The organism is Methylobacterium thuringiense (assembly GCF_022179645.1).
In the GTDB taxonomy this organism is placed as follows: domain Bacteria; phylum Pseudomonadota; class Alphaproteobacteria; order Rhizobiales; family Beijerinckiaceae; genus Methylobacterium; species Methylobacterium thuringiense.
The window spans coordinates 78,479-101,987 of record NZ_BPRA01000011.1 but is presented as its reverse complement, the minus strand read 5'-3'; the positions used below and the strand labels follow the sequence as shown (position 1 = coordinate 101,987).

Genomic DNA, 23,509 nt, shown 5'->3' with positions numbered 1-23,509 from the left:
CGTAAAGTCGAAGAGGATCGTTCTCTTTTGCGGATTCCGGTTTGACGGAGCAAGCGGGGGTGACTTAGCGCTTCGGCCTTCTCGCTTCGGCGACGCTTCACGACCGACTGCCCGGGACCTCTCCATGCTCGACCGCCGCATCCTGCTTTCCGCCCTTGCCGGCACCCTTGCCGGCATCCTCGCGCTTGTGGGCATGCCGGCCGTGCCCCGTGCGGCCGACGTCAAGGAGATCCGGCTCGACTGGGCGACCTACAACCCGGTCAGCCTCGTCCTGAAGGACAAGGGCTTTCTGGAGGAGGCGCTGAAGGCCCAGGGCATCAAGGTGCGCTGGGTGCAGTCGCTCGGCTCGAACAAGGCGCTGGAATTCCTCAACGGCGGCGCCATCGATTTCGGCTCGTCGGCCGGCGCGGCGGCGCTCCTCGCGCGCATCAACGGCAATCCGATCAAGGTGGTCTACGCCTTCTCGCAGCCGGAATGGACGGCGCTCGTCACGCGCAAGGATGTCGGGATCGGCGGCGTCGCCGACCTCAAGGGCAAGCGCATCGCCGTGACCCGCGGCACCGATCCGCACATCTTCCTGATCCGGGCGCTGCAGGGCGCGGGCCTGACCGAGAAGGACGCCAAGCTCGTCCTGCTGCAGCATGCCGACGGCCGCACGGCGTTGGACCGCGGCGACGTCGACGCCTGGGCCGGCCTCGACCCGATGATGGCCGCCGCCGAGATCGAGAACGACGACGTGCTGTTCTTTCGCGATGCCGCGGCGAACACGTGGGGCGTCCTCGATGTTCGCGAAGACTTCGCCAAGGAGCACCCGGACCTGGTGAGGACCGTGATCGCGGCCTATGAGCAGGCCCGCGCCTACTCGCTCGCCAACCCCGACGCGCTGAAGGCCGCCCTCGTCGCGGCGACGAAGCTGCCCGACCCGGTGATCGCCCGGCAGCTGGAGCGGACCAACCTGGCGAAGCCCGCAATCGGCCCTGCACAGGCCGAGACGATCCGCGCCGCCGGGATAGCCTTGCAGCAGGCCGGCGTGATACCGGCGGGCACCGACGTCGCCGCCGCCGTCGACGGGCTGATCGACACGCGCTTCAACCCGCCCCCGGCCCGCTAGTTTTTTCACGTTTTTCCGGGTCCGGGCCTTTGGCTGCCGAGGTCGATCTCTCCGCCGCTCCGCCCGGCCCTGCGGTCACCGCCGGAGCGAAGGCGCTCCGGGGCGCCGGCTCCGCCCTGCGCTGGGGGCTCGGCCTCGCGGTGCCGCTGATCCTGGCGCTCGGCTGGGAACTCGCCGTCGGCTCCGGGCTCGCGCAGGGGCGCCTGATCCCGCCGCCGAGCCGCATCGCGGCGACCCTCTGGCAACTCGCGGCCTCCGGCGATCTCTGGATGCATGTCGAGGCGACGCTGATCCGCGTCGGCCTCGGTTTCGCCTTCGGTGCGGGGGCGGGCATTCTCGCCGGCACCCTCACCGCGACGCTGCCCTGGCTGCGCTGGCTGATCGACCCGACGCTTCAGGCCCTGCGCGCGGTACCGTCGCTCGCTTGGGTGCCGTTGTTCATCCTGTGGTTCGGCATCCTGGAGACGCCAAAGGTCGCGCTCATCGCCGTCGGCGTGTTCTTCCCGGTCTATGTCGGCGTCTCCGCCGCCATTGCCTCGGTGGACCGCAAGCTCGTCGAGGTCGGCCGCATCTTCCGCCTGTCGAAGACCGCGCTGGCCCGCCGCATCCTGCTGCCGGCGGTGCTGCCGGCGACGCTGACGGCGCTCCGTACCGGCCTCGGCCTCGGCTTCCTGTTCGTGGTCGCGGCCGAGCTGATGGGTGCCTCGGAGGGCCTCGGCTACCTGCTGGTCGACGGCCAGCAATTCGGCAAGCCCGACCAGATCCTCGCGGCCATCATCTGCTTCGCCATCGTCGGCAAGCTGGCCGACACGCTGCTGGTGACGCTCACCAACCCGCTGGTGCGCTGGCAGGACACGGCGCGGGAGACGCTGTAGGATCGGGGCGGCGTCACCGCTCGCGAGATTCTGTCATGCGCGAAGTCCAGGCTACCGAGGCCGATTGGTCCGATCTGCTCGACGAGGTCGAGAAGGGTGAAACCGTCGTGATCACTCGCGAGGGGCGGCCGGTGGCGCGGATAGTGCCGGAGTCGCGGCCTGCTCGGAGCCGTGCCGAGGTCCTTCGTGACATCGAAGCATTTCGGAGGAGAATGCCCCGGGTGACGCAAGACGAGATTTCGGCTTGGCGTCACGAAGGCCACAAGCGCTGATGGCTTTCGTGGTCGATGCATCGGCCATCGCCGCCTGGGTTCTTCCCGACGAGAGCAACCCCGTCGCCGATCTCGTTGCGGCACGACTGACCTCGGAGTCGGCTTCCGCTCCGGGCATTTGGTGGTTCGAGATCCGCAACATCCTCGTTATGGCCGAGCGCCGAGGACGGATCGTCCCGAACGATACCGTCGAGGCGCTGGCGCTCCTGACCGAACTCGAGGTCGAGCAGCCATCCGATGTGGACGAAGCGCTTCTGCTCGGCCTCGCGCGAGCCCACCGTCTGTCGCTCTATGACGCGGCTTATCTCGAACTCGCCGTCCGAACCAAACTACCGCTGGCAACGACAGATCGCGCGTTGATCAAGGCGGCGCTGGCCGAGGGCGTACCACTAATCGGCCTCGACGGCTGAGGGGTCGACCGATCCTACCCCTTCGCCCGCAACTTCACCCGAACCCGCCCATCGCGCACCAACGACGGACACGACCCCGGCACGACGCTGAGGATCGCCGAACTCGGGCACACGGCCCTGCAATTCAGCGCCGCCTCGATCTGGTTGCGGCCGCAGGCGTCGGCGGAGCAGAATTGGCCGAGGTCTTCGCAGGTGGCGAGGAAGCGGCCCGCCCGGAGCGGGGCTCCCGACAGGTCTGCGGCGGAGGCCGGGCCGAGGAGGAGCGCGGCGAGGAGCAGGCCGCGAAGGATGGTGGTCAAGGCCCGATACCCCGGCAGAGTGGACGTCGCTGCCTTAGCACCGCACAGGTCCAGGCGGATATGTCCCGTGGGCGACAGGCCCGCCGCGAATCTGCCGTCCGCGCGCGATGCCCTCGGCCTCTGCCGCGTGCTATCGAAATGCCACCATGCTGAGCCTCGACGCCCTCTCCAAGACCTATGCCGACGGCACTCACGCCCTCGACCGTATCGACCTTCAGGTCGCGAAAGCCGAGATCGTCGCCCTGATCGGCGGTTCGGGTTGCGGCAAGACCACCTTGCTGCGCCTGATCGCCGGGCTCGATACGGCGAGCGCCGGGCGGATCACCCTCGACGGCGAGGGCATCGCCGGCCCGCATCCGGGCGTCGGGCTGGTGTTTCAGGAGCCGCGCCTGCTGCCCTGGCTCACGGTCACCGACAATGTCGGCTTCGGCCTCGCCGACAGGCCGCGGACGGAGCGGCAGGAGCGCGTCGCGCATGCCCTCGATCGCGTCGGGCTCGGGGAGCACGGCCACCGCTGGCCGCGCGAGCTCTCCGGCGGGCAGCAGCAGCGCGTTGCGATCGCCCGCGCCTTCGTGGCGAGCCCCCGCGTCCTGCTCCTCGACGAGCCGTTCTCGGCCCTCGACGCCTTCACCCGCAAGGACCTGCACCGGCATCTCCTCGCCCTGTGGGAGGAGGTCCGGCCGACGGTGCTCATCGTCACCCACGACGTCGCCGAGGCGGTGGCGCTCGCCGACCGCGCCGTGGTGATGCGCCCCAAGCCCGGCCGACTCGACGAGACCCTGGCGCTGCCCATGTCCCGCCCGCGCGATCCGACCGCGCCGGGAAGCGAGGCCGCGACCCGGGGCATCCTCGCGGCCCTCGACCGCTCGCTGCGCCCGGTCGCGGCGCGGGCGAAGGTGGCCGAGGCGTTCGCGGGCGGCGGGTCTTTCTGAGCGCGCGCACCTGCGCTACGTCGCACCCATCGAACGACAACGACCGAACCGAGGACACGCCCGATGGACGCCACTGCTCTGCGCGAGATGCAGGCCCCGCTCAAGAACCGATACCGCGAGACGCCGGATTCGGCCGTGGTCACGCTGAAGGCCAAGGGCACGCTGGACGACACCTCCATCGCCTGCAAGGTCGAGACCGGGCGCGCGCTGGCCGTCGCCGGCCTGCACCCGGCCACCGGCGGCTCGGGCCTGGAGCTGTGCTCGGGGGACATGCTGCTCGAGGCCCTCGTCGCCTGCGCCGGCGTGACCGTGAAGGCGGTGGCGACGGCGCTCGAGATCCCGCTGCGCGCCGGCACGGTCAGCGCCGAGGGCGACCTCGATTTTCGGGGTACGCTCGGCGTCGACAAGGAGGCCCCGGTGGGCTTTCGCGCCATCCGCCTGAGCTTCGCGCTGGACACCGACGCGCCGCAGGAGAAGCTCGACCAGCTTCTCAAGCTCACCGAGCGCTACTGCGTCGTCTTCCAGACGCTGAACCACAAGCCCGAGTTGGCGGTGACGCAGACGCGCGGCTGAACGCTCAGCGCAACTGCACGCTGTCCACGACCTGCCGGAACAGCGACAGCGTCTCGTCGCGCTGGTCGGCGCGGACGACGCCGAGCGAGCGCAGGTAGCCGTCGGGATTGAAGCGGATGGTCTGGGTGACGACCACCGCCGTGCTGGTGGGGATGTCGTTGGCGCGGGCCACGATCTCGTGCCAGTCGATGCCGTTCTGGCGGTAGCTCTGCGAGCGCTCGATGACGAAGTCCTTCATCGTCTGGTTCGAGTAGAGCGCGGCGCGGGCGAAGGCCTCGCGCTGCTCGGCGGCCGGCGGCTGCTGCACGGCCTGCGCCAGCACCAGGATCGGCTGTTCCAGGTTGACCAGCTGGTCCTTCGGCCCGCGGGTCAGCAGCACGGAATTGCCGGCGAGCACCCGCACCGGACGAAAGCCGGCGAGGTCGGAGATCCGGAAGGGCAGCGCGTCGATCTGCTGGTCGAGGCTGAGCGCCGGACGCAGGGTCACGCCGAGCAGCATGGCCTTGATGGTCTCGTCGGTCTCGGCGCCGGGCGTGATCTGCGCGACGACGATGCCGGTCACGTCGGGGCCGTTCACGAGGAGCAGCCACTTCTTGATCGTCGGGCCGCCGGGGGAGATGGCCGGCGCTTCCGCCGACGGCGCGCCGGATGCGTCGGGCGTCGGAGCCGCCGGCACCGATTGCCCGCCGGTGAACAGGAGGCCGTCGAGCCCGCCCGACACCTTCACCGCCTCGCGCGAATCGACGGCAAAGCCCTGGCTCTTGAGGTTGTCGTCGGTGAAGCTCTTTTCGATTTCGGCATAGGCGCCGGCCGGCAGCTCGACCACCGAGACCATGGCGCCGCCCTCCATCCGCTCGAAGCCCATGAAGCGCTTGGAGGGGGCCATGTCCGAGGGCGGCTGGAAACCGAAGCGCGAGCTCGGCGGAAACACCGTCGCGTCGGCGCGTGCGTCCTCGATCGCGAGAACGGGCACGACGAGGCCGGCAACCAGCAAGCCGAGGCTGGCGATACGGCGCAGGGCAGGACGCAACGGCATCGGGATCGTGTCTCCGGAAGGCCCGGTCCGCCGGGCCCATACCCCGCGATGCGTCAGCCCGTCTCCGCCCGCTGTCAAGCGCCCGGAAGGACTTCAGGGCGGCGTGACGCGGCGCAGCGTGAGGTTGCAGCGCCCGCCGGCCGGCAGGAGGCGGCGCAGGAGGAGCGCGAGCCGGCCGGCTTCAGGCCGCTCCACGTCGGCGAAAAGCCCCCGCGGCGCGTCGATCAGGCGGTCGACGCCGTGGTGGATCAGCCGCGAGGCGCCGCCGATCACCAGCGCGTCGCCGCCGGCGAGGCGGATCGAGCGGGTCGGATCGGAGCGCGTCAGGCCACCGTAGCGGAACAGCGCCGTCGCGCCGAGGGACAGCGAGACGACGGGCGCGGACAGGTCGTCCTCGTCGCGGTCCTGGTGGAGGCCCATGCGGGCGCCCGTGCCGTAGAGGTTCACGAGACAGGCCTGCGGGGCTGCCGGGTATCCGCCGAGGAGGTTCCAGGCGCGCAACGCCGTGTCCGGAATCGCCGGCCAGGGAGAGCCGGTCTCGGGATGGGTCGGCTGGTAGCGGTAGCCGGCCCGGTCCGAGACCCAGCCGAGCGGGCCGCAATTCGTCATCCGCACCGAGAACGGCTTGTCCGTGCGCGGCATCCGCGGCGTGTAGGGTGGCGCGGCCTCGAACACCGCCGCCAGCTCGGTCGCGAGGCGCAGCTGCGCCGCGTCGTCGAGCCAGCCGGGATGGTGGATCAGGCCGGGCGCCAGCTCCACGGGCTGCAGAGGCTCAGACGTCGTGGTCGATGTCCTTGTCGAGGGAGGACTTCGACTCGACCGTGGTGTCGCCCTTGAGGTGGTAGACCAGGGGAATTCCCGTGGCGATCTCCAGGCTTGCGATGGTCTTGGTGGTCATGCCGTCGAGCACCATCACCAGCGCGCGCAGCGAATTGCCGTGCGCGGCCACCAGGACCGATTCGCCGGCCATCACCCGCGGCAGGATGCACTGGATGTAGTAGGGCAGCACCCGCGCGGCGGTGTCCCTCAGGCTCTCGCCGCCCGGCGGGGGCACATCGTAGGAGCGGCGCCACTGGTGGACCTGCTCGTCGCCCCAGCGCTGGCGAGCGTCGTCCTTGTTGAGGCCCGAGAGATCGCCGTAATCGCGCTCGTTCAGGGCCTCGTTGCGGATCGTCTCGACATCGCTCTGGCCCATCGCCTCCAGCATCAGGGAGCAGGTGCGCTGCGCCCGCTTGAGGTTCGAGGTGAAGGCGACGTCGAAATGCTGCCCCTGCGCCTTGAGCCAGCGCCCGGCCGTGCGGGCTTCCTCGACGCCGAGGTCCGTGAGGTCGGGGTCGCGCCAGCCGGTGAACAGCTTCTTGAGGTTCCATTCGCTCTGACCGTGGCGAGCGAGGACGAGCAGGCGCTCCATGAGCGTGGACTCCGGACGATGATGATCTCGCGGCGGGGTAGAGCCGCGTGCGCCTGAACGCGCCCTGACCGCCGGCTCCTAGCAGAGGCGTGGCCCGCGCCCAAGCGCGGGGGGCGCATCGGCCGGACGCCGGGCCCCCGACTTTGGTCCAGGGGTGGGCCTCTGACGCTCGGTATCCGTGCCTGGGAGTTGCAACGGGTGGTTTTGCGGCGCTCCGCTTCGGGGCGCATGATTGCGAGAGCGGCCGTAGCGCGATCAGCATCGCGCCGTGTCCGATCCGCATCGTCAGGAATTCGCCAGACGAACCTCGCTATGGCGCATGTTCGACAGATCCCCTTGCGCTTCCAGCACGCCACGATCGACGAGAGCTCTCACACGCTCTGCGAGAGCCTCGTCGACGAAACCAGGTCGGATACCCATGATTCGACCGACGACCATCGCGACCTTCTGCCAGTGGGCTGTGGCGACCATTTCGATAAGATCGTCGATGCTCAGATGTTCGTCGTAGAGGCCTGCCGCCTCGTCCGACATTATTTGCTTGAAACACCTGTCGAGGATCAGGCGCTCGTGCTTGTTCTCGCTCCAGATCATCGCCTGCTCCAAGAGCGCTCGCTGCTGAGATTTGTCTGTCGTGCGCAGCCCCTTGCCGAACTCGGGCAGAAACACCCCGAGGCGGTGGTTCGAGCGTTCGTACAGGGAACGGAGGGCGGTCGAGGTTCGGTCTGCGGTTTCGACGTCCGCGTCGCTCAGGACCGGCAAACACGCTTGAATTGCTCTGTCGAAGTCTGCCGGTTCGATGGCGTTCGGTCTCTGCCAATTCCAAACTTCAAGCGCGTGCAACGCTTCCCAAGTGACCTTGTCGTCCATCTTTCACCTCCGATGTCCGATCTCGTCCTGCCCGCACACAAGATGGCAACAATTCTCGAGACGGGCACGAGGCAAGGCGCGTGACGCATCTCTTGGATGCGCCGGTGTCACCGACGCGTAAGGCTGTCGAAGCGTCCGCTCTCAGGCTGTCGGTGAGCCGGTGGGAACGTCGTGGTCGGGGCGCAAGCGACTCCAGGAAACGGCTTCCATCCGTCAGGTTTCGATCCCTCTCCCAAAAGGCCTCACAACCCCAGCACGTCGTCCATCCCATAAAGCCCGGGCTCCTTGTCGAAGGCCCATTGCGCGGCCTTCAGGGCGCCGCGGGCGAAGATGGCGCGGTCCTCGGCGTGGTGGCTCAGCGTGATGCGCTCGGCGGGGCCGGCGAAGATCACGCTGTGGTCGCCGACGACCGAGCCGCCGCGCAGGGTCGCGAAGCCGATGTCGCCGGGGCGGCGGGCGCCGGTATGGCCGTCGCGGGTCGAGACGCGGGTGTCGGCGAGCGCCACGGCGCGGCCCGCGGCGGCGGCCTCGCCGAGCAGCAGGGCGGTACCGGAGGGAGCGTCGACCTTCATGCGGTGGTGCATCTCCAGCACCTCGATGTCGAATTCTTCGCCGAGGGTGGCGGCGACCTTGCGCACCAGGCTTGCGACAAGGTTGACCCCGAGCGACATGTTGCCGGAGCGCACGATGCGGGCGTGGTAGGAGGCGGCCTTCAGGCGCTCCAGATCCGCATCCGACAGGCCGGTGGTGCCGATGACGTGGACGATGCGGGCCTGTGCGGCGAGGTCCGCGAAGGCCACGGTGGCCTTCGGCACGGTGAAGTCGAGTACCGCGTCGGCCTCGGCGAAGACCGGCAGCGGATCGTCGCTCACCGCGACGCCGAGCGGGCTCAGGCCCGCCAGCGTGCCGGCATCCTGGCCGACGACGGCCGAGCCCTCGCGCTCGATGGCGCCGGAGAGGGTACAGCCCTCGGCCTCGGCCACCGCGCGGATCAGCATCCGCCCCATGCGCCCCTCGGCGCCCGTCACGACGAGCTTCATGCCGTCACTCCTAAACCGTCACCTGCGTCCCGACCTCCACCACGCGGCCGGTCGGGATCTGGAAGAAGTCGGTGGCGTCGTTGGCGTTCTTGGCCAGCGTGATGAAGATACGGTCCTGCCAGAGCGGCATGCCGGAATGGGCGGCCGGGCGAATCGAGCGGCGCGACAGGAAGAACGAGGTCGACATGATGTCGAACTTGAAGCCCTCCTTGCGCAGCAGCGCCAGCGCCTTGGGGATGTTCGGCGTCTCCATGTAGCCGAACTTCATCACGGCGCGGTGGAAATGCGGCCCCACCGGCTCGATGCGCACGCGCTCGGCGTCGGGGAAGCGGGGCGTGTCGACCGTCTCGATGGTCAGCACCACGTTCTTCTCGTGGACGACCTTGTTGTGCTTCATGTTGTGCAGGAGGGCTGCCGGCGCGATCTCGGGATCGCTCGTCAGGAACACGGCCGTGCCTTTCACGTGCTGGTACGAAGAACTCTTCTCCAGCATGCCGACGAGTTCGGTCAGCGGCACGTCGGTCTTGCGGGTCTTCTTCGTGAGGATCGCGACGCCGCGGACCCAGGTCCACATCATGATCATCAGCCCCCCGGCAAGCAGCAGGGGCACGTAGCCGCCCTCGTGCAACTTCATCAGGTTCGAGAGCAGAAACAGCGACTCGATGACGATGAAAGGCATCATGATCGCGGCCGCGATCAGCGGCGACAGCTTCATCACCTTCCACAGCACGACGTAGCCCATGGCCGCCGTGAGCAGCATCGTCCCGGTCACGGCGATGCCGTAGGCCGAGGCCAGGGCGGAGGACGAGCGGAAGACGATCGCGAGAATGATGACGCCGACGCCGAGCAGCATGTTGATCTGCGGCAGGTAGATCTGGCCGGAATGCGATTCGGAGGTGTGGCGGATCTCCATGCGCGGCAGCATGCCGAGCTGGATGGCCTGCCGCGACAGCGAGAAGGCGCCGGTGAGCACGGCCTGGCTCGCGGTCACCGTCGCCATGGTGGCGAGCAGCACCATCGGGATCAGGGCCCAGTCCGGCACCAGCTGGTAGAACGGGTCGGTCGTGTCGGGCTTGGCCAGCACCAGGGCGGTCTGGCCGAGATAGTTCATGACGAGGCAGGGGGCGACGAGGCAGAGCCAGGCGACCTGAATCGGCTTGCGCCCGAAATGGCCGAGATCGGCAAACAGCGCCTCGGCGCCGGTGACGGCGAGGAAGACCGCGCCCAGCGCCACCAGAGCGCCGGTGCCGTGCCCGAGCAGGTAATGCACCGCGTACCAGGGATTGAAGGCCCAGAGCACGACGGGGTTCGCCACCACGTGCGGCAGCGCCGTCAGCGCCAGCGCCAGGAACCACACCACCATGATCGGCCCGAAGAAGGTCGCGACCCGCGCCGTGCCCCGGCTCTGGACCAGGAACAGCCCGAGGATGATCACCACGGTGATCGGCAGCACGAATTCCTCGAAGGCCGGGGTGACGAGCTTGAGGCCCTCCACCGCCGAGAGCACCGAGATCGCCGGCGTGATCACCGAATCGCCGTAGAACAGCGAGGCGCCGAGCAGCCCGAGCATGAACACGATGGTCGAGCCGCCGAGCGCGTGGCGGGCCTGCGCCATCAGCGAGAGGATGCCGCCCTCGCCCTTGTTGTCCATGCGCAGCAGGATGATGACGTACTTGACCGTGACGATCAGCAGCAGCGCCCAGATGATCAGCGACGTGGTGCCGAGCACCTCGTCCTCGAGCAGGATGCCGTCGGCTCTCGCAGGCGCGAGTGCCTCGCGAAACGCGTAGAGCGGGCTCGTGCCGATATCGCCGTAGACCACGCCGACGGATCCGACCGCGAGCGACCAGAAGCCGGTCTTGGCATGGCCGTAGGCGGCCTCGTCGGAGGCGTCCACCGAGCCGGCCGAGGCGGCGACGGGGCCGCCCTCCCCGGGAGCCGGGCCGGAGGACACGCTCGACGTGACGGGTTGGGTCATGGGATCCGGTCGGTGCTCAGGCGTCTGACCGCGGAATCTGCCGGATCGGCATGACGGATACGCGTCGGCGGGCGTCGGGGAAGAACCAGGGGGGCGGCCGAAGCCGACCCGTCACTCGGCCGCGTCGCGCGTGCTGGTGCCGCTCGCGCCTTGCCCGAAGCGGCGCTCGATATAGTCGACGACGATGCCCTCGAAGTCCTTGGCAAGCGTCGGGCCGCGCAGGGTCATCGCCTTCTTGCCGTCGATGAAGACGGGGGCGGTAGGGGTCTCGCCGGTGCCGGGGAGCGAGATGCCGATATCGGCATGCTTCGATTCGCCGGGGCCGTTCACGATGCAGCCCATCACCGCAACGTTGAGGCCCTCGACGCCCGGATATGTCTTCTTCCATTCCGGCATGGAGGTGACGAGCCAGTTCTGGATGTCGCGGGCGAGTTCCTGGAACGTGGTCGAGGTGGTGCGGCCGCAGCCGGGGCAGGCCGCGACCATCGGCACGAACGTCCGGAACCCCATGGTCTGCAGGAGTTCCTGCGCCGCCTTGACCTCGACGGTCCGGTCGCCGCCGGGCTCAGGGGTCAGCGAGTAGCGGATCGTGTCGCCGATGCCTTCCTGGAGCAGCACGCCGATGGCGGCGGAGGCCGCGACGAGGCCCTTCGAGCCCATGCCGGCCTCGGTCAGGCCGAGATGGATCGCGTAGTCCGAGCGGCGGGCGACCTCGCGGTAGACCGCGATCAGGTCCTGCACCGCCGAGACTTTTGCCGACAGGATGATCTTGTCCTGGGGCAGGCCGAGTGCCACCGCGCGGTCGGCCGAGCCGAGCGCCGACTGCACCATGGCCTCCCGCATCACGGCGCGGGCATCGATGGGGCGGGCCGACCGGGCGTTCTCGTCCATCAGGTGGGTCAGGAGCTCGCCGTCGAGGGAGCCCCAGTTCGCGCCGATGCGGACGGTCTTGTTGTAGCGGATCGCCTGCTCGACGATGGTCGAGAACTGGACGTCCTTCTTGGCCTTGAAGCCGACGTTGCCGGGGTTGATCCGGTACTTGGCCAGCGCCTCGGCGCAGGCCGGGTGGTCCGTCAGCAGCTTGTGGCCGATGTAATGGAAGTCGCCGACGAGCGGGACGAAGCAGCCGATCCGGTCGAGCCGTTCGCGGATCTTCGGCACGGCCGCCGCCGCCTCGTCGCGGTCGACGGTGATGCGGACGAGTTCGGAGCCGGCGCGCGAGAGTTGCGCGACCTGGGCCACGGTGCCGTCGATATCCGCCGTATCGGTATTCGTCATCGACTGAACGACGATGGGCGCGCCGCCGCCGACGGTGACTGCACCTTCGCCGTGCCCGACCGTGACGCCCACCGAGCGGTGGCGTGGCAATGGACCTGCCACCTCCGGACCCGTCATGTTGGGGCTTTCGGGAGCGATCGGATTCGAGAGGGCGTCAGGGGCTTCCATGGCTTCCATCTGGGACCTTGGCGTCGGGCGGCTGACCCGGGTGCCATCCTATCCGATGACGCGAGCACTCGCGACCTGAGTTAGCTGTGACCGGCCGAAGCCATCGTCAACCATGCAAGACGCATGGCTGACGGCGACACCGCCGGCACGCCGGCATTTGGGGCGCTTCATGTCGCATCCCAGGCGCGATGTCGAGCCGGGGAGGCAGCTGTTGCCGCAATGCAGCAGGATCGTGGAGGAAGGGTCCGGTGTCCGGCCTTTCAAGGAGGAACCACGACGGACAGCCATGCGCTCCACCATTTGAACCAGCGGGCCTCAAGACCATTTATTGCTGCGCAGCATTACGGTTTGCGTTGCAACATCCCGTCGCGAGGTTCGCATGGATTACGCCGGCACCACGTCCGACACGACGCCCCCCTACACCGTCGTCCCCGAGGGAGCGGTCCAGGGCACGGAGCAGCCGAAGCCCTTCGACGGCAAGGGGCGTATCCTGGCCGGCCCGCGGGCCGAGAAAACCGTGGCGCTGGCGCTTCAGGGCGGCGGCGCGCACGGCGCCTTCACCTGGGGCGTGCTCGACGCCCTGATCGAGGACGGGCGTCTCGCCTTCGACGCGGTCACCGGTGCGAGCGCCGGCGCCATGAACGCGGTGGTGCTGGTCGACGGCTGGCTCGCGGGCGGCCCGGACGGCGCGCGTGTGGCGCTCGAGACCTTCTGGCACAATGCCAGCCTGGACGGTGCGATGCTGCCCTCGCAGCGCCGCGTGGTCAGCGGCCTGTTCGGGATGTTCCAGGACAATCCCGTCTTCGACTTCTGGATGAAGGCGTTCGCGCCGAGCCCCTACGTCTCCAATCCGCTGAACTACAATCCGCTGCGCAAGGCCCTGGTGAAGACCGTCGATTTCGGGCGACTGCGCGCGGCCGACACCGCCCAGGTCTACGTCTCGGCGACGAACGTCTGGACCGGCAAGCTCACGCTGTTCGAGCGCGACGGGCTCACCCCCGACCACTTGATGGCGTCGGCCTGCTTGCCCACAGTGTTCCAGGCGGTGGAGATCGACGGCGTGCCCTATTGGGACGGCGGCTATCTCGGCAATCCGGCGCTCTATCCCCTGCACCAGGACGACGCCGATGGGGCACGCACCCGCGACATCCTGATCGTGCAGATCAACCCGGTCGAGCGCCGCGAGACCCCGCGCACGCGGGACGCGATCGAAAACCGGCTCAACGAGATCACCTTCAACGCCAACCTGATGCGGGAATTGCGTGCCATCGACGTGATGCACCGGCTGCTCGCCGAGCAGACGCCGGGCGGCGAGAAGGACAACCGCGTCTTCGTCCATCGCATCGACGGCACCGAGGCGCTGGACGACTACGACGCTTCGTCGCGCCTCGACGCGCGCTGGAAGGGTCTCAAGCGCCTGCGCGACCGGGGGCGCGAAGCGGCGAAGCTCTGGCTCGAGGAGCGCTTCGACAGCGTCGGACGCGAATGCTCTCTGGATCTGAAGAGCGCGTATCAGTAGACGCATCAGCCGCTTGCGCCGGTGTGCGTGCGGTGGCGCACATGCTATGGCGTGCCGATGCGGGCCTTGGGATTAAAGCCCGGCATCGGCACGTTTCCCTATTATGATTTTCGACAGATCGCGCTCCAAGCGACCCGACATCGTCGATCTGCTGCCGCCGCTGCGGCGGTATGCCCGGTCGCTCACCCGCGATTCGTTGAAGGCGGACGACCTCGTCCACGATACGCTGGTGCGGGCGCTCGAGGCGAAGGGGTCGCTGCGGGCCAACACCAATCTGCGCACTTGGATGATGACGGTGCTGCACAACGTCTTCATCGACGAGCAGCGCCGCAAGCGGGTCGAGGCCCGCCATGCAGACGTGCTGGTTCAGCTGAGCGAGGACGTCGCCTTGCCCGCCCAGGAGGGGCAGGTCCGCCTCTCGCAGATCCGCAAGGCCTTCGAGACCTTGCCCGAGGAGCAGCGTGCGGCCCTCCACCTCGTAACCCTCGAGGGCATGGCCTATGCCGAGGCGGCGGCCGTGCTCGGCATCCCGATCGGCACGCTGATGTCGCGGCTCGGACGCGGCCGCGCGGCCCTGCGGGCCTTCGAGGACAACGAGCCGACACGCGTGCAGGACACCGTCAACGACGCGAGGCGCCCCAACGGCCCTCCTGAGCGTGGGCGTCCGCAGCTCCGCCTGGTTGCGAGCGACGGACGCCCGGAGACGGCCGACGGCGAACCGGCATCGGCCGATGCGTCGTCTCGCAGACAGGCCGTCGGCGAGGCGTGATCGTCGAAATTGAAAAACAAGACATGACGGGGCGGAATAGTCCGGAAAGGCAGGTGGCGTGATGATCGACCCGATCACGGAAAACGATCTCGCGGCGTACGTCGATGGCGAGCTGAATTCGATCCGGCGTCTCGATGTCGAGGCCCATCTCGCGCGCCATCCCGAGGATGCGGCGCGGGTCATGGCCGACATGCGCGACCGCGACGCCCTGCGCGAGATCTTCGCGCATGCGCCGGGTGCGGGGCCGGAGCGCCTGCGCACGTCCGCCCGCCGCCTCGACCGCTCGATGGCCTGGCAGCGGGTCGGCGCACGGATGCGCCGGGCTGCAGCCATCGTGGTCCTGGTCGGGGCCGGGTGGCTCGCCCATACCGATATCGGCACCTTCGGCGTGCCCGACACCTACGCCTCCACCATCGATCCGTCGCTGCTCGAAGAAGCGCAGCGGGCCCGTCAGGCCGTGCTGATCCGCGCGAAGACGCATTCGCAGCGCCCGGTCTCCACCTACGATCGCGCCGACCTCGAAGCGGCCACCGGCCTGTCCCTGCCGGAGCTTCCCGACGGCTGGAGCGTGCGCGACGTCCAGGTCTTCCCGGCGCGGCAAGGGCTCGGCGTCGAGGTGGCGATCTCCGCGGGGACGCTCGGCGACCTGTCGCTCTTCGCCACGCGGAAGGCCGAGGGCAAGAACGGCTCCGACGCCCTGAGCCGCTCGACCGACGGCGCCACCGCCTATTGGCGTGCGGGCCAGACCGCCTACGCCCTCAGCGCCAACGGCGACGGTGCGGAGATCGGCACCGCAGCCGCGAGGCTCGCCGCCAAATAGTCCATCCCCGGACCATGTTCGAGGCCGGGTATCGGCCGGCCTCCCTGCGCCAAGTGCTGCGCTCAAGTGTTGCGCCGTCGACACGATCCACACGTGCCTCGCGGCCTTTGAAGCGCCTTTGGCCTTGTCCGGGCGCATGAGCGCGCAACCGAAGACACACGTCACGACAAGAGCTTGACCGTTGTTCGGACGATGTGTCCGGCTTAACGATGAAGGGCAGTTTTAGATTCTGTCCAAACTGCTGGAATTGCAGAGCATTCCTGTCCCGTTACTGAATCCGTTCAATCTGCGGTCGGATTGGTGTCCGTCATGCAGATCTGGAATGCAGACGGGGCTGGCATCATGCGCACGACACGGGACGGCGTCTGCGGACGTCGCGGCATTCATCACGGCCTGATGGCCGGTGTCGCCGCGGCGGCGCTGCTCGCCGGCCTCGCGTCGGCCCAGGCCCAGGCGTCGAAGCCGCCGGGGACCTCGAACACCCCAGGCCCCGTCGCGGGCAGCACGACGACCCTCGACGAGATCTCGGTCGAAGGCCAGCTCCCGACCTTCGGCACCAAGGGCTTCGTCGCCACGCGCTCGACGGCGGGCATGAAGGGCAACGACTCGATCCTCGAGACGCCGGCCACGGTGAGCGTCATCACCCGCGAGGAACTCGACGTCCGCGGTGTGCAGGACATCAACACGGCAGTGGCCTACACGCCGAACGTCCAGGCCGTGGATTATCCCGGCGGCCAGGGCGGCCCGACCTTCACGCTGCGCGGCTTCAACGCCAACAACTTCGACAACGTCTACGAGGACGGCCTGCGCTACGGCTTCAACTCGTTCGACCAGAACATCGAGCCCTACGCCTACGAGCGCATCGACGTGATCAAGGGCCCGATCTCGGTGCTCTACGGTGCCGGGCAGCCCGGCGGCATCATCAACCTCGTCTCGAAGCGCCCGAGCTTCACGCCGTTCAACGAGGTCTTCATCCAGGGCGGCAACCGCAATCGCATCCAGGCCGGCTTCGACCTGACCGGCCCCGTCGAGGGCGCGCCGGACTTCGCCTACCGCATCACCGGCCTCGTCCGGAACGCCGACAGCCAGGTCAAGTTCACGCCGGACGACCGCACCTTCATTGCCCCCTCCGTGACGTGGCGTCCCGATTCCGACACCTCGCTCACCGTGCTCGCGAAATATGCCGAATATCGCGGCGGCGGCTCCGAGCAGAGCCTGCCGATCGTCGGCTCGATTATCCCAAGCGCCCGCGGTTTCTACCAGCGCGACCTCTTCGTCGGACAGCCGAACTTCAACACCGGCCTCCTGGAGAACAAGGAGGCCGGCTACATCTTCGACCATACCTTCGCTCCGGGCTGGCTCTTCCATTCCGCGTTCAGGGCCTACGAGACCACCTCGAAATACGACGCCACCGGCGCCGCGCCGGCCATGACGCCCGCGAATTTCCTCTCGGTCTCCGTCTTCCCCTATCTCCGCGATCAATCGAGTCAGGGCCTACTCACCGACAACCACGTCGAGGGCAAGTTCGATACGTTCGGCGTCCAGCACAACGTCGTCTTCGGCGTCGACTTCCAGAACTACTACCGCCGCGACGCACGGACGTTTCCGAACGGCTACCCGACGGCTGCCGCCAACCGGCTGATCGACCTGTATAACCCGGTCTACGACCTCTCGATCGCCTTCCCGCTGCGCACGAATGTCGGCACGCGCGCCTCGCAGCAGCAGACCGGCGCCTACTTCCAGGACCAGATGAAGTGGAACGGCTTCATCCTGACGGGCAGCGTGCGCAACGACTGGGTCGACCAGGAAATCCGCACGACCTTCAACTTCCCGAACCTGCCGCTCCCGACCTTGAACCGGACGACGGTGAGCCAGCAGAGCTTCTCCGCCCTGAGCTATCGCGTGGCTTTGGGCTACGAGTTCGATTTCGGCGTGGTGCCCTACGCGTCGTACTCGACCTCGTTCAACCCGCAGATCGCCGGGCAGCGCGCCAGCGGCGCGGCGCTCGACCCCCGCGAGGCGAAGCAGGTCGAGGGCGGCGTGAAGTGGCAGCCGGTGGGCACCAACCAGCTCTACACGGCCTCCTATTTCGAGATCACCCAGACCAACATCCCGCTGGCCGACCCGCTCAATCCCGGCTTCTTCATCCAGACCGGCGAGGCGGTCTCGCGGGGCTTCGAGCTCGAGGGCAAGGCGAATCTCTTCGAGGGGTTCAACCTGGTATTCGGCTACGCGCATCTCGAGACGGCAGTCACCAAGAACCCGACGAATCCGGCACTCGTCGGCAATCGGCTGCCGAACGCCCCGAACAACAGCGTCTCTCTGTTTGCCGACTATGCCTTCCCGCTGGGTTCGCCCTTCGGCGGCTTCCGGGCTGGAGCCGGCGTACGCTACATCGGGCAGCGCACCGACGCCAACAACGTCGACGACATCCCGTCCTATGCCCTGGTCGACGCATCGCTGAGCTACGACCTCGCCCAGCTCGATCCGGCCTGGAAGGGCGCCGTGCTCTCCGTGAACGCCACCAACCTGTTCGACCAGCGCTACTTCAACGCCGGCTTCTACACGGGCTACATCTTCGAGGGCTTCCGCCGCAGCGTCTTCGGCACCCTGACCTACCGCTGGTAGGCACGCTTTCCGCCACCGCGAAAACTCCGCTTCACGGCGGGGTTCCTGCGTTCTGCGGTGCATCCGCCCCGCGCCCGGTCGATGGCGATCCGCGCTCTATTCCCCGGCACGCGTGCCTGCCGTATGGCACGGGATCAGGTAGAACCGAGCGAGCGCCTTGGAAGAAGCCCTCTATCGATGGCTCGAAGCGACGGCGTCCGTTCGCACGGACGTGCTCGCGCTGCTCGGCGTGGGCTTTTCGCTGGCCGTGAGCATGCACGTACTGCTGCGCAAGCGGGTGGTCGGCGCGGCGATCGGCTGGATCGGGCTCGCCTGGCTGGCGCCGGTCTTCGGCAGCGCCTTCTACCTCACCTTCGGCATCAACCGGGTCGAGCGCCGGGCGCGCAAGCTCAAGCGCAAGCCCTCCCAGCAGATCGACGAGACCCCCCAGGCCACCGCCGTCGTACCGGAGGCCTATGCGGCCCTCGACCGGGCCGTACGTGCGGTCACCGGGCTGCCGACCGTGGCCGGCACCGCCATCGCCGTGTTCCGCAACGGCGACGAGGCCTATCCGGCGATGCTGGCGGCGATCGGCAGCGCGCGCCAGAGCGTGGCCATGTCGAGCTACATCTTTCGCGACGACGCCATCGGCCGGGAGTTCATCGCGGCGCTGAGCGCGGCCAAGGCGCGCGGCGCCGAGGTGCGGGTGATCGTCGACGGCATCGGCAGCGGCTATTTCAGGCCCGCCGCGTGGCGGCACCTGACCCGCGCCGGGGTGACGGCGGGGCTGTTCATGCATTCGGCCCTGCCCTGGCGGATGCCGTTCCTGAACCTGCGCACCCACAAGAAGGTCCTCATCGTCGACGGGGGCGTCGCCTTCACCGGCGGCGTCAACGTCTCCGACGGCAACCGGCTGGCGACCAAGCCGAGCTTCCCGATCCGCGACACGCATTTCCGGATCGAGGGTCCGGTGGTCGAACAGCTCGCCCAGGCCTTCGCCACGGACTGGGCCTTCGTCTCGGGCGAGGAGCTCGAAGGCGAACGCTGGCTGCCGCCGCTGACGCCCGTCGGGGAGATCACCGCGCGGGTGGTGACCTCGGGGCCGGATGCCGACATCGAGAAGATCGCGACCGTGATCCTTCAGGGGATCACGTGTGCGCGCAGGTCGATCCGCCTGACGACGCCGTATTTCCTGCCCAACGAGCTGATCACCAGCGCGCTCGGCCTCGCCGCCGCGCGCGGGATCGCTGTGGACGTGGTCATCCCCCGGCGCAGCGATCACCGCTTCGTCGATTTCGCGACGCGGGCGCATGTCGGGCCGCTGCTCGAATCCGGCGTGCGGATCTGGCTCGACGAGCCGCCCTTCGATCATTCGAAGGCACTGGTGATCGACCGGGAATGGAGCTTCATCGGCAGCGCGAACTGGGATTCGCGCAGCTTCCGGCTGAATTTCGAGTTGAACGTCGAGGTCTACGACACGGCGCTCGCCGAACGCCTGGACGACTTCATCCAGGCGAAACGGGAGACACAGCTGACGCAGGCCGATCTCGACGCCCGCGGATTGCCCGTCCGCCTTCGCGATGCAGCCGTGCGACTGCTGCTGCCATATCTCTGATCCGCCGGCGCTGCGGAGCGTCCTCCGTGGCTGGCGCGAGGTGCACCACGATCGGGCGATGGTCCGAGAGCCCGCGCGGCAGCACAGCGCGTTCGTGGCAGACGAGGCCGCGCACGAGACAGCGGTCGAGGCGCAAAGGCGCGACCCCGATCATGGCATGCGTCGACCGCCGGGGACCGACGTCGCGAAAACCCGGCAGCAGGGCCGGCCCAACGATGTTGTAGTCGCCGAGCACCGCGGCGCGGGCCGGCAGGTGCTGCTCGATGCGGCGGAGCTGGCGCCGGTTCAGCATCTGACCGTGCGAGAGATGCACGTTGGCGACGCCGAAATCGCCGAGGTCGAGCACCTGGCAGACCCGGTCGACGATGATCCCGGAGGGCAGAGTCACCACCTCCGGCGGCGTCGCCCAGGGCTCGCGGCTCCAGATCGCCGGGCCGTGAATCCGGCCGGGCAAAGGTGCGCGCGCAAAGACGCCGCCGATGCGGTCGGTAATTGCCGCGATGCCCTCGGTCGCCTCCTGCATCAGCACGAGGTCGGGCTTTTCGCGCTCGACGAGGGCGACGATGCACTCCACCGCCGCGCCGGTCCGGCGCAGCAGGTTCCAGCTCACGATTTTCTTGGCGCCCGGAGGAAGGGCGGTGCCCGCCTCGCGGTGGCGCGCGGCGGAGAGGTCGCGGAGGCGTCGAATCATGCGCGCAGGTTTCGCTCGCCGGTGTCTTTAGGATGGCAGCGCGGCCGTGTGACCGTCACGAAGACGTGTGGATCACTTCGCGGCCTTGGCTTTTTCGGCGAGGGACGCGAGCCCGGCTTCGTAAATTCCCGCGATCGTCGCCGTCGCCTTGGCGTCGTCCGCGCCTTTGGCCTCGAACACCCCGAACCACGTCACCCGCGAGCCCTCGCCGCCGGGCGTGACGGCCAGGGTCGAGATGTAGCCGGCCACCGGCAGGGGGCCGTCGAGGATCGCGTAGCTGTAGCTCATCTTGTCGTCGCTGCGGGACAGCTCGGTCTCGACGATGGTGCCGCCGCCGCCCTTCAGGGTCAGCTTTCGGATCGGCTTGCCGTCCTGCATCGAGGCCTCGCAGTTCTCGATGGCCGGATGCCAGTCGCCGATACCGCAGAAATTGCCGATGGTGTCCCAAACCTTGTCGGGTGGCGCAGCGACGGTGATCGCCTTGACCACTTCGAGCGCAGGCGCGGCCGTGGCCGTCAGCGCCAGAAGCGTGGCGGCGCAGAATGCGGATCTGATCATGGGACGTCCTCCGGCGCGGGCGCTTCTGCAGCGAACGCCTCGCGCGACAGGCCGGAACTAGCGGGCGCGCGCGACTTCGCCAGGGACGACGACGGAGCGCAGCGCCGCAGGACCAAGAAACCCGCGGTGTGCCGCCGGCGCCAGTTGTCCGTGAAGAGCGGCCGAGAGCAGTGCGCCCCGCCAAAGGTGCCCCTGTCGAGCGGCTTTTCCCCGTGGCATAGGTGGCGTCGACCGCCACTGCCCAGGAGACGACGCCCCGTGACAGAACCGAACCCGCGCCAGCCCGACCACGCCATAGAGCCGTTCTTCATCGAGCGCTGGTCGCCGCGTGCCTTCACCGGCGAGGCCGTGCCGGAATCCGAGCTGTTGCGGATGTTCGAGGCGGCGCGCTGGTCGCCGTCTTCCTACAACTCGCAGCCCTGGCGCTTCGCCTATGCGCTGCGCGGCACGCCCGAGTGGCAGACGTTCTTCGACCTGATCCTGCCCGGAAACCAGAAATGGGTGAAGGATACCGGCGCGATCCTGTTCATCGCCTCGAGCGAGAAGATGAAGGTCGGCGACGAACTGAAGCCCTCCGCCAGCCACTCCTTCGACGCGGGCGCGGCCTGGCAGAGCCTCGCGCTGCAGGCGACCCGGCAGGGCTGGCACGCGCACGCCATGGGCGGCTTCGACAGGGAGCGCGCGCCGGAGGTGCTGCGGCTGCCGGCGGATCACCGCATCGAGGCGGCCATCGCCATCGGCCGCAAGACGCCGCATGACAGCCTCACCGAGGAGGAGCGCGAGCGCGGCAAGCCGAACGGCCGCCGCCCGATCGGCGACTTCGCCTTCAAGGGCGGTTTCCCGCCTCGCGCAGACTAGCGACCCGACGCACGTGCTGACCCCCGCCTCCGACCATGCGGCGCTCGTCGCCGGGTTCTCCTGGGACATCCCCGACCGCTACAACATCGCGGCCGACGTCTGCGACCGCTGGGCGGCGCCCGAACCAGACCGCACGGCGATCCTGGAGGTCTCGGAGGCTGGCGCCGCCGCGCCGGTGAGCTACGGGCGGTTGCGGGAGGATTCGAGCCGCCTCGCCAACGCCCTCGCAGCACGCGGCATCGGGCCGGGCGACCGGATCGCGGTTCTGCTGCCGCAATCGGCGGCGGTGGTGGTCGCGCACCTGGCCGCGTACCGCCTCGGCGCCATCGCCCTGCCGCTGGCCGGGCTGTTCGGTGCGGAGGCGCTACGCTACCGGCTGACGGATTCCGGCGCGCGCGCCGTCGTCACCAACGCGGCCGGCCTCGCCAAGCTGGAGCCGATCCGCAACGCGCTGCCGGACCTTTTCGTCGTTGTCTCGGTCGATGGACCGTCCGACGGGGCCGAGAGCTATTCGGAGCTGCTGGCGGAGGCCTCGCCCGACTTCGCGACACACGACACCGGCCCCGACGATCCGGCGCTGATGGTCTACACCTCCGGCACGACCGGCCTCGCCAAGGGCGCGCTGCACGGCCACCGCGTGCTCCTCGGCCACCTGCCGGGCTGGGCGATGATGCACGATTTTCCGGCCGAAGGCGGCGGCCTGATGTGGACGCCGTCCGACTGGGCCTGGGCCGGGGGGCTGCTCAACGTACTGATGCCGAGCCTGCGCCGGGGCATGCCGGTGGTGGCGCGGCCGCTCGGCCGCTTCGAGCCGGAGGCGGCGTTCCGGCTGATCGCGGACTTGCACGTCACCAACGCCTTCCTGCCGCCCACCGCCCTGCGGATGCTGCGGGGCGTCGCGCGGCCGCGCGAAACCTTCGACCTCTCCGCGCTGCGCAACATCGCCTCGGCCGGCGAGGCCCTGGGGCCGGAGACCTTCGCCTGGGCGCGGGATGCGCTGGGGCTCACCATCGGCGAAGCCTACGGGCAGACCGAGTGCAACCTCGTCCTCGCCTCCTGCGCCCGCGCCGGCGTGGCGCGCCCCGGCTCCACCGGCATGCCGGTCCCTGGCCACCGCGTCGCGATCCTGCGCGATGATGGGAGTGAGACGGCGGTCGACGAGGCCGGCGAGATCGCCGTGAAGGCGCCCGACCCGGTGCTCTTCCTCGGCTACTGGAACCAGCCCGAGGCGACCGCTAAAAAATTCAGGGACGGCTGGTGGATGACCGGCGACACCGCCCGGCGCGACGCCGACGGCTACGTCCACTTCGTCGGCCGCGACGACGACCTCATCACCTCGGCTGCGTACCGCATCGGCCCGACCGAGATCGAGGATTGCCTGCTGCGCCACCCTGCGGTGGCCCTCGCAGCGGCCGTCGGCAAGCCGGATGCGCTGCGCACCGAGATCGTGAAGGCGTTCGTAGTCTTGCGCGAAGGGTTCGTCGCTTCGGATGACCTCGCCGCCGAGATTCAGGCCTTCGCGCGTAAGAACCTGTCGGCGCACGAGTATCCGCGTGAGGTCGCCTTCCTCGACGCCCTGCCGATGACAACGACGGGCAAGATCATCCGGCGGCAGCTGCGGGACGGAACCGCGTAAGGCGGTTCGGGTCTCCGTCATCGCGCGCGCAGCGAAGCGATCCAGGGCCACATCCGCGACGACCTGCGTGTTGGCCCTGGATCGCTTCGCTGCGCTCGCGATGACGGGCGGGGTACCGGCCGCATTTATACCGTTTCCGGCTGAATCGTTCGGCATGGCTCGCGCGTCTCCTCCACCTTTGGGGGA

23 protein-coding genes are annotated in these 23,509 nt (G+C 68.8%); 13 read left to right on the top strand and 10 right to left on the bottom strand.

Features of this window, described 5'->3' with window-relative positions; genetic code table 11:
* The first annotated feature begins 124 nt into the window (after positions 1-124).
* The 4 genes from MFF07_RS13365 to MFF07_RS13350 are packed head-to-tail and all read left to right on the top strand — an operon-like array spanning position 125 to position 2,668.
* Positions 125-1,111, top strand: a complete 987-nt coding sequence (locus MFF07_RS13365; protein WP_147815215.1) for an aliphatic sulfonate ABC transporter substrate-binding protein — start codon at positions 125-127, stop codon at positions 1,109-1,111.
* Positions 1,112-1,140: 29 nt separating this feature from the next.
* Complete coding sequence (locus MFF07_RS13360; protein WP_147815217.1) at positions 1,141-1,986, top strand: ABC transporter permease; 846 nt, start codon at positions 1,141-1,143, stop codon at positions 1,984-1,986.
* A 35-nt stretch (positions 1,987-2,021) separates the two neighbouring features.
* Positions 2,022-2,258, top strand: a complete 237-nt coding sequence (locus MFF07_RS13355) for a type II toxin-antitoxin system Phd/YefM family antitoxin (RefSeq protein ID WP_147815219.1) — start codon at positions 2,022-2,024, stop codon at positions 2,256-2,258.
* Positions 2,258-2,668 (top strand): type II toxin-antitoxin system VapC family toxin, encoded by a 411-nt coding sequence (locus MFF07_RS13350; RefSeq protein ID WP_147815221.1) that lies wholly within the window; start codon positions 2,258-2,260, stop codon positions 2,666-2,668. The genes MFF07_RS13355 and MFF07_RS13350 overlap by 1 nt, the downstream gene beginning before the upstream one ends.
* A 14-nt stretch (positions 2,669-2,682) precedes the next feature.
* Here MFF07_RS13350 and MFF07_RS13345 read toward each other — a convergent pair whose 3' ends face one another.
* Positions 2,683-2,967 (bottom strand): hypothetical protein, encoded by a 285-nt coding sequence (locus MFF07_RS13345; protein WP_147815223.1) that lies wholly within the window; start codon positions 2,965-2,967, stop codon positions 2,683-2,685.
* 146 nt (positions 2,968-3,113) lie between these two features.
* Between MFF07_RS13345 and MFF07_RS13340 the strand changes: the two genes are divergently transcribed.
* Together MFF07_RS13340 and MFF07_RS13335 are read left to right on the top strand one after the other, a co-directional pair.
* Complete coding sequence (locus MFF07_RS13340) at positions 3,114-3,899, top strand: ABC transporter ATP-binding protein (protein WP_147815225.1); 786 nt, start codon at positions 3,114-3,116, stop codon at positions 3,897-3,899.
* 63 nt (positions 3,900-3,962) lie between these two features.
* Complete coding sequence (locus MFF07_RS13335; RefSeq protein WP_147815227.1) at positions 3,963-4,472, top strand: OsmC family protein; 510 nt, start codon at positions 3,963-3,965, stop codon at positions 4,470-4,472.
* A 4-nt stretch (positions 4,473-4,476) separates the two neighbouring features.
* Here the strand turns inward: MFF07_RS13335 and MFF07_RS13330 are convergent, their stop codons facing one another.
* The 7 genes from MFF07_RS13330 to ispG form a co-directional block, all read right to left on the bottom strand.
* Positions 4,477-5,508: a hypothetical protein gene (locus tag MFF07_RS13330; RefSeq protein WP_147815229.1), complete on the bottom strand. Its 1,032-nt coding sequence runs from the start codon at positions 5,506-5,508 to the stop codon at positions 4,477-4,479.
* Positions 5,509-5,601: 93 nt separating this feature from the next.
* Entirely contained in the window at positions 5,602-6,267 is a 666-nt protein-coding gene (locus MFF07_RS13325) for an alpha-ketoglutarate-dependent dioxygenase AlkB (RefSeq protein WP_373322341.1), read from the bottom strand.
* Between the two features lie 13 nt (positions 6,268-6,280).
* Positions 6,281-6,919 (bottom strand): 2,3-bisphosphoglycerate-dependent phosphoglycerate mutase, encoded by a 639-nt coding sequence (locus MFF07_RS13320; RefSeq protein ID WP_147815233.1) that lies wholly within the window; start codon positions 6,917-6,919, stop codon positions 6,281-6,283.
* Between the two features lie 285 nt (positions 6,920-7,204).
* Positions 7,205-7,786 carry a DUF3658 domain-containing protein gene (locus MFF07_RS13315; protein ID WP_147815235.1) on the bottom strand — a complete coding sequence of 194 codons (582 nt, stop codon included), beginning with the start codon at positions 7,784-7,786 and terminating at the stop codon, positions 7,205-7,207.
* 242 nt (positions 7,787-8,028) lie between these two features.
* Positions 8,029-8,826: a 4-hydroxy-tetrahydrodipicolinate reductase gene (gene dapB, locus MFF07_RS13310; protein WP_147815237.1), complete on the bottom strand. Its 798-nt coding sequence runs from the start codon at positions 8,824-8,826 to the stop codon at positions 8,029-8,031.
* Positions 8,827-8,836: 10 nt separating this feature from the next.
* Entirely contained in the window at positions 8,837-10,804 is a 1,968-nt protein-coding gene (locus MFF07_RS13305; RefSeq protein WP_147815239.1) for a potassium transporter Kup, read from the bottom strand.
* A gap of 111 nt (positions 10,805-10,915) precedes the next feature.
* Positions 10,916-12,259 (bottom strand): flavodoxin-dependent (E)-4-hydroxy-3-methylbut-2-enyl-diphosphate synthase, encoded by a 1,344-nt coding sequence (ispG, locus tag MFF07_RS13300; protein ID WP_147815241.1) that lies wholly within the window; start codon positions 12,257-12,259, stop codon positions 10,916-10,918.
* A gap of 370 nt (positions 12,260-12,629) precedes the next feature.
* Between ispG and MFF07_RS13295 the strand changes: the two genes are divergently transcribed.
* From MFF07_RS13295 to MFF07_RS13275, 5 genes are all read left to right on the top strand, one after another.
* Positions 12,630-13,769, top strand: a complete 1,140-nt coding sequence (locus MFF07_RS13295; protein ID WP_238232179.1) for a patatin-like phospholipase family protein — start codon at positions 12,630-12,632, stop codon at positions 13,767-13,769.
* 103 nt (positions 13,770-13,872) lie between these two features.
* The gene (locus tag MFF07_RS13290) at positions 13,873-14,538 is read left to right on the top strand and encodes a sigma-70 family RNA polymerase sigma factor (RefSeq protein WP_147815245.1); all 666 of its coding nucleotides are present in this window, start codon (positions 13,873-13,875) and stop codon (positions 14,536-14,538) included.
* A gap of 61 nt (positions 14,539-14,599) precedes the next feature.
* Positions 14,600-15,358, top strand: coding sequence for an anti-sigma factor family protein (locus MFF07_RS13285; protein ID WP_147815247.1), 759 nt, complete (start codon positions 14,600-14,602; stop codon positions 15,356-15,358).
* 309 nt (positions 15,359-15,667) lie between these two features.
* Complete coding sequence (locus MFF07_RS13280; RefSeq protein ID WP_238232178.1) at positions 15,668-17,986, top strand: TonB-dependent siderophore receptor; 2,319 nt, start codon at positions 15,668-15,670, stop codon at positions 17,984-17,986.
* A 157-nt stretch (positions 17,987-18,143) separates the two neighbouring features.
* Entirely contained in the window at positions 18,144-19,580 is a 1,437-nt protein-coding gene (locus MFF07_RS13275; RefSeq protein ID WP_147815249.1) for a phospholipase D-like domain-containing protein, read from the top strand.
* Here MFF07_RS13275 and MFF07_RS13270 read toward each other — a convergent pair.
* On the bottom strand, positions 19,471-20,271 hold the full coding sequence (locus MFF07_RS13270; RefSeq protein ID WP_147815251.1) for an endonuclease/exonuclease/phosphatase family protein: 801 nt from the start codon (positions 20,269-20,271) through the stop codon (positions 19,471-19,473). The genes MFF07_RS13275 and MFF07_RS13270 overlap by 110 nt on opposite strands.
* A 72-nt stretch (positions 20,272-20,343) precedes the next feature.
* Positions 20,344-20,829, bottom strand: a complete 486-nt coding sequence (locus MFF07_RS13265) for an SRPBCC family protein (protein ID WP_147815253.1) — start codon at positions 20,827-20,829, stop codon at positions 20,344-20,346.
* A gap of 258 nt (positions 20,830-21,087) precedes the next feature.
* Here MFF07_RS13265 and MFF07_RS13260 point away from each other — a divergent pair, with 258 nt between their 5' ends.
* Positions 21,088-21,687, top strand: coding sequence for a nitroreductase family protein (locus tag MFF07_RS13260; protein WP_147815255.1), 600 nt, complete (start codon positions 21,088-21,090; stop codon positions 21,685-21,687).
* A gap of 13 nt (positions 21,688-21,700) precedes the next feature.
* Positions 21,701-23,323 carry an acetate--CoA ligase gene (locus tag MFF07_RS13255; protein ID WP_238232175.1) on the top strand — a complete coding sequence of 541 codons (1,623 nt, stop codon included), beginning with the start codon at positions 21,701-21,703 and terminating at the stop codon, positions 23,321-23,323.
* The last annotated feature ends 186 nt before the right edge of the window (positions 23,324-23,509 follow it).

Coding starts and splice junctions, on each gene's coding strand:
- MFF07_RS13365 (WP_147815215.1), top strand. CDS start 125: ATGCTCGACCGCCGCATCCTGCTTTCCGCCCTTGCCGGCACCCTTGCC.
- MFF07_RS13355 (WP_147815219.1), top strand. CDS start 2,022: ATGCGCGAAGTCCAGGCTACCGAGGCCGATTGGTCCGATCTGCTCGAC.
- MFF07_RS13350 (WP_147815221.1), top strand. CDS start 2,258: ATGGCTTTCGTGGTCGATGCATCGGCCATCGCCGCCTGGGTTCTTCCC.
- MFF07_RS13340 (WP_147815225.1), top strand. CDS start 3,114: ATGCTGAGCCTCGACGCCCTCTCCAAGACCTATGCCGACGGCACTCAC.
- MFF07_RS13335 (WP_147815227.1), top strand. CDS start 3,963: ATGGACGCCACTGCTCTGCGCGAGATGCAGGCCCCGCTCAAGAACCGA.
- MFF07_RS13330 (WP_147815229.1), bottom strand. CDS start 5,508: ATGCCGTTGCGTCCTGCCCTGCGCCGTATCGCCAGCCTCGGCTTGCTG.
- MFF07_RS13320 (WP_147815233.1), bottom strand. CDS start 6,919: ATGGAGCGCCTGCTCGTCCTCGCTCGCCACGGTCAGAGCGAATGGAAC.
- MFF07_RS13315 (WP_147815235.1), bottom strand. CDS start 7,786: ATGGACGACAAGGTCACTTGGGAAGCGTTGCACGCGCTTGAAGTTTGG.
- dapB (WP_147815237.1), bottom strand. CDS start 8,826: ATGAAGCTCGTCGTGACGGGCGCCGAGGGGCGCATGGGGCGGATGCTG.
- MFF07_RS13305 (WP_147815239.1), bottom strand. CDS start 10,804: ATGACCCAACCCGTCACGTCGAGCGTGTCCTCCGGCCCGGCTCCCGGG.
- ispG (WP_147815241.1), bottom strand. CDS start 12,259: ATGGAAGCCATGGAAGCCCCTGACGCCCTCTCGAATCCGATCGCTCCC.
- MFF07_RS13295 (WP_238232179.1), top strand. CDS start 12,630: ATGGATTACGCCGGCACCACGTCCGACACGACGCCCCCCTACACCGTC.
- MFF07_RS13290 (WP_147815245.1), top strand. CDS start 13,873: ATGATTTTCGACAGATCGCGCTCCAAGCGACCCGACATCGTCGATCTG.
- MFF07_RS13285 (WP_147815247.1), top strand. CDS start 14,600: ATGATCGACCCGATCACGGAAAACGATCTCGCGGCGTACGTCGATGGC.
- MFF07_RS13280 (WP_238232178.1), top strand. CDS start 15,668: ATGCAGATCTGGAATGCAGACGGGGCTGGCATCATGCGCACGACACGG.
- MFF07_RS13270 (WP_147815251.1), bottom strand. CDS start 20,271: ATGATTCGACGCCTCCGCGACCTCTCCGCCGCGCGCCACCGCGAGGCG.
- MFF07_RS13265 (WP_147815253.1), bottom strand. CDS start 20,829: ATGATCAGATCCGCATTCTGCGCCGCCACGCTTCTGGCGCTGACGGCC.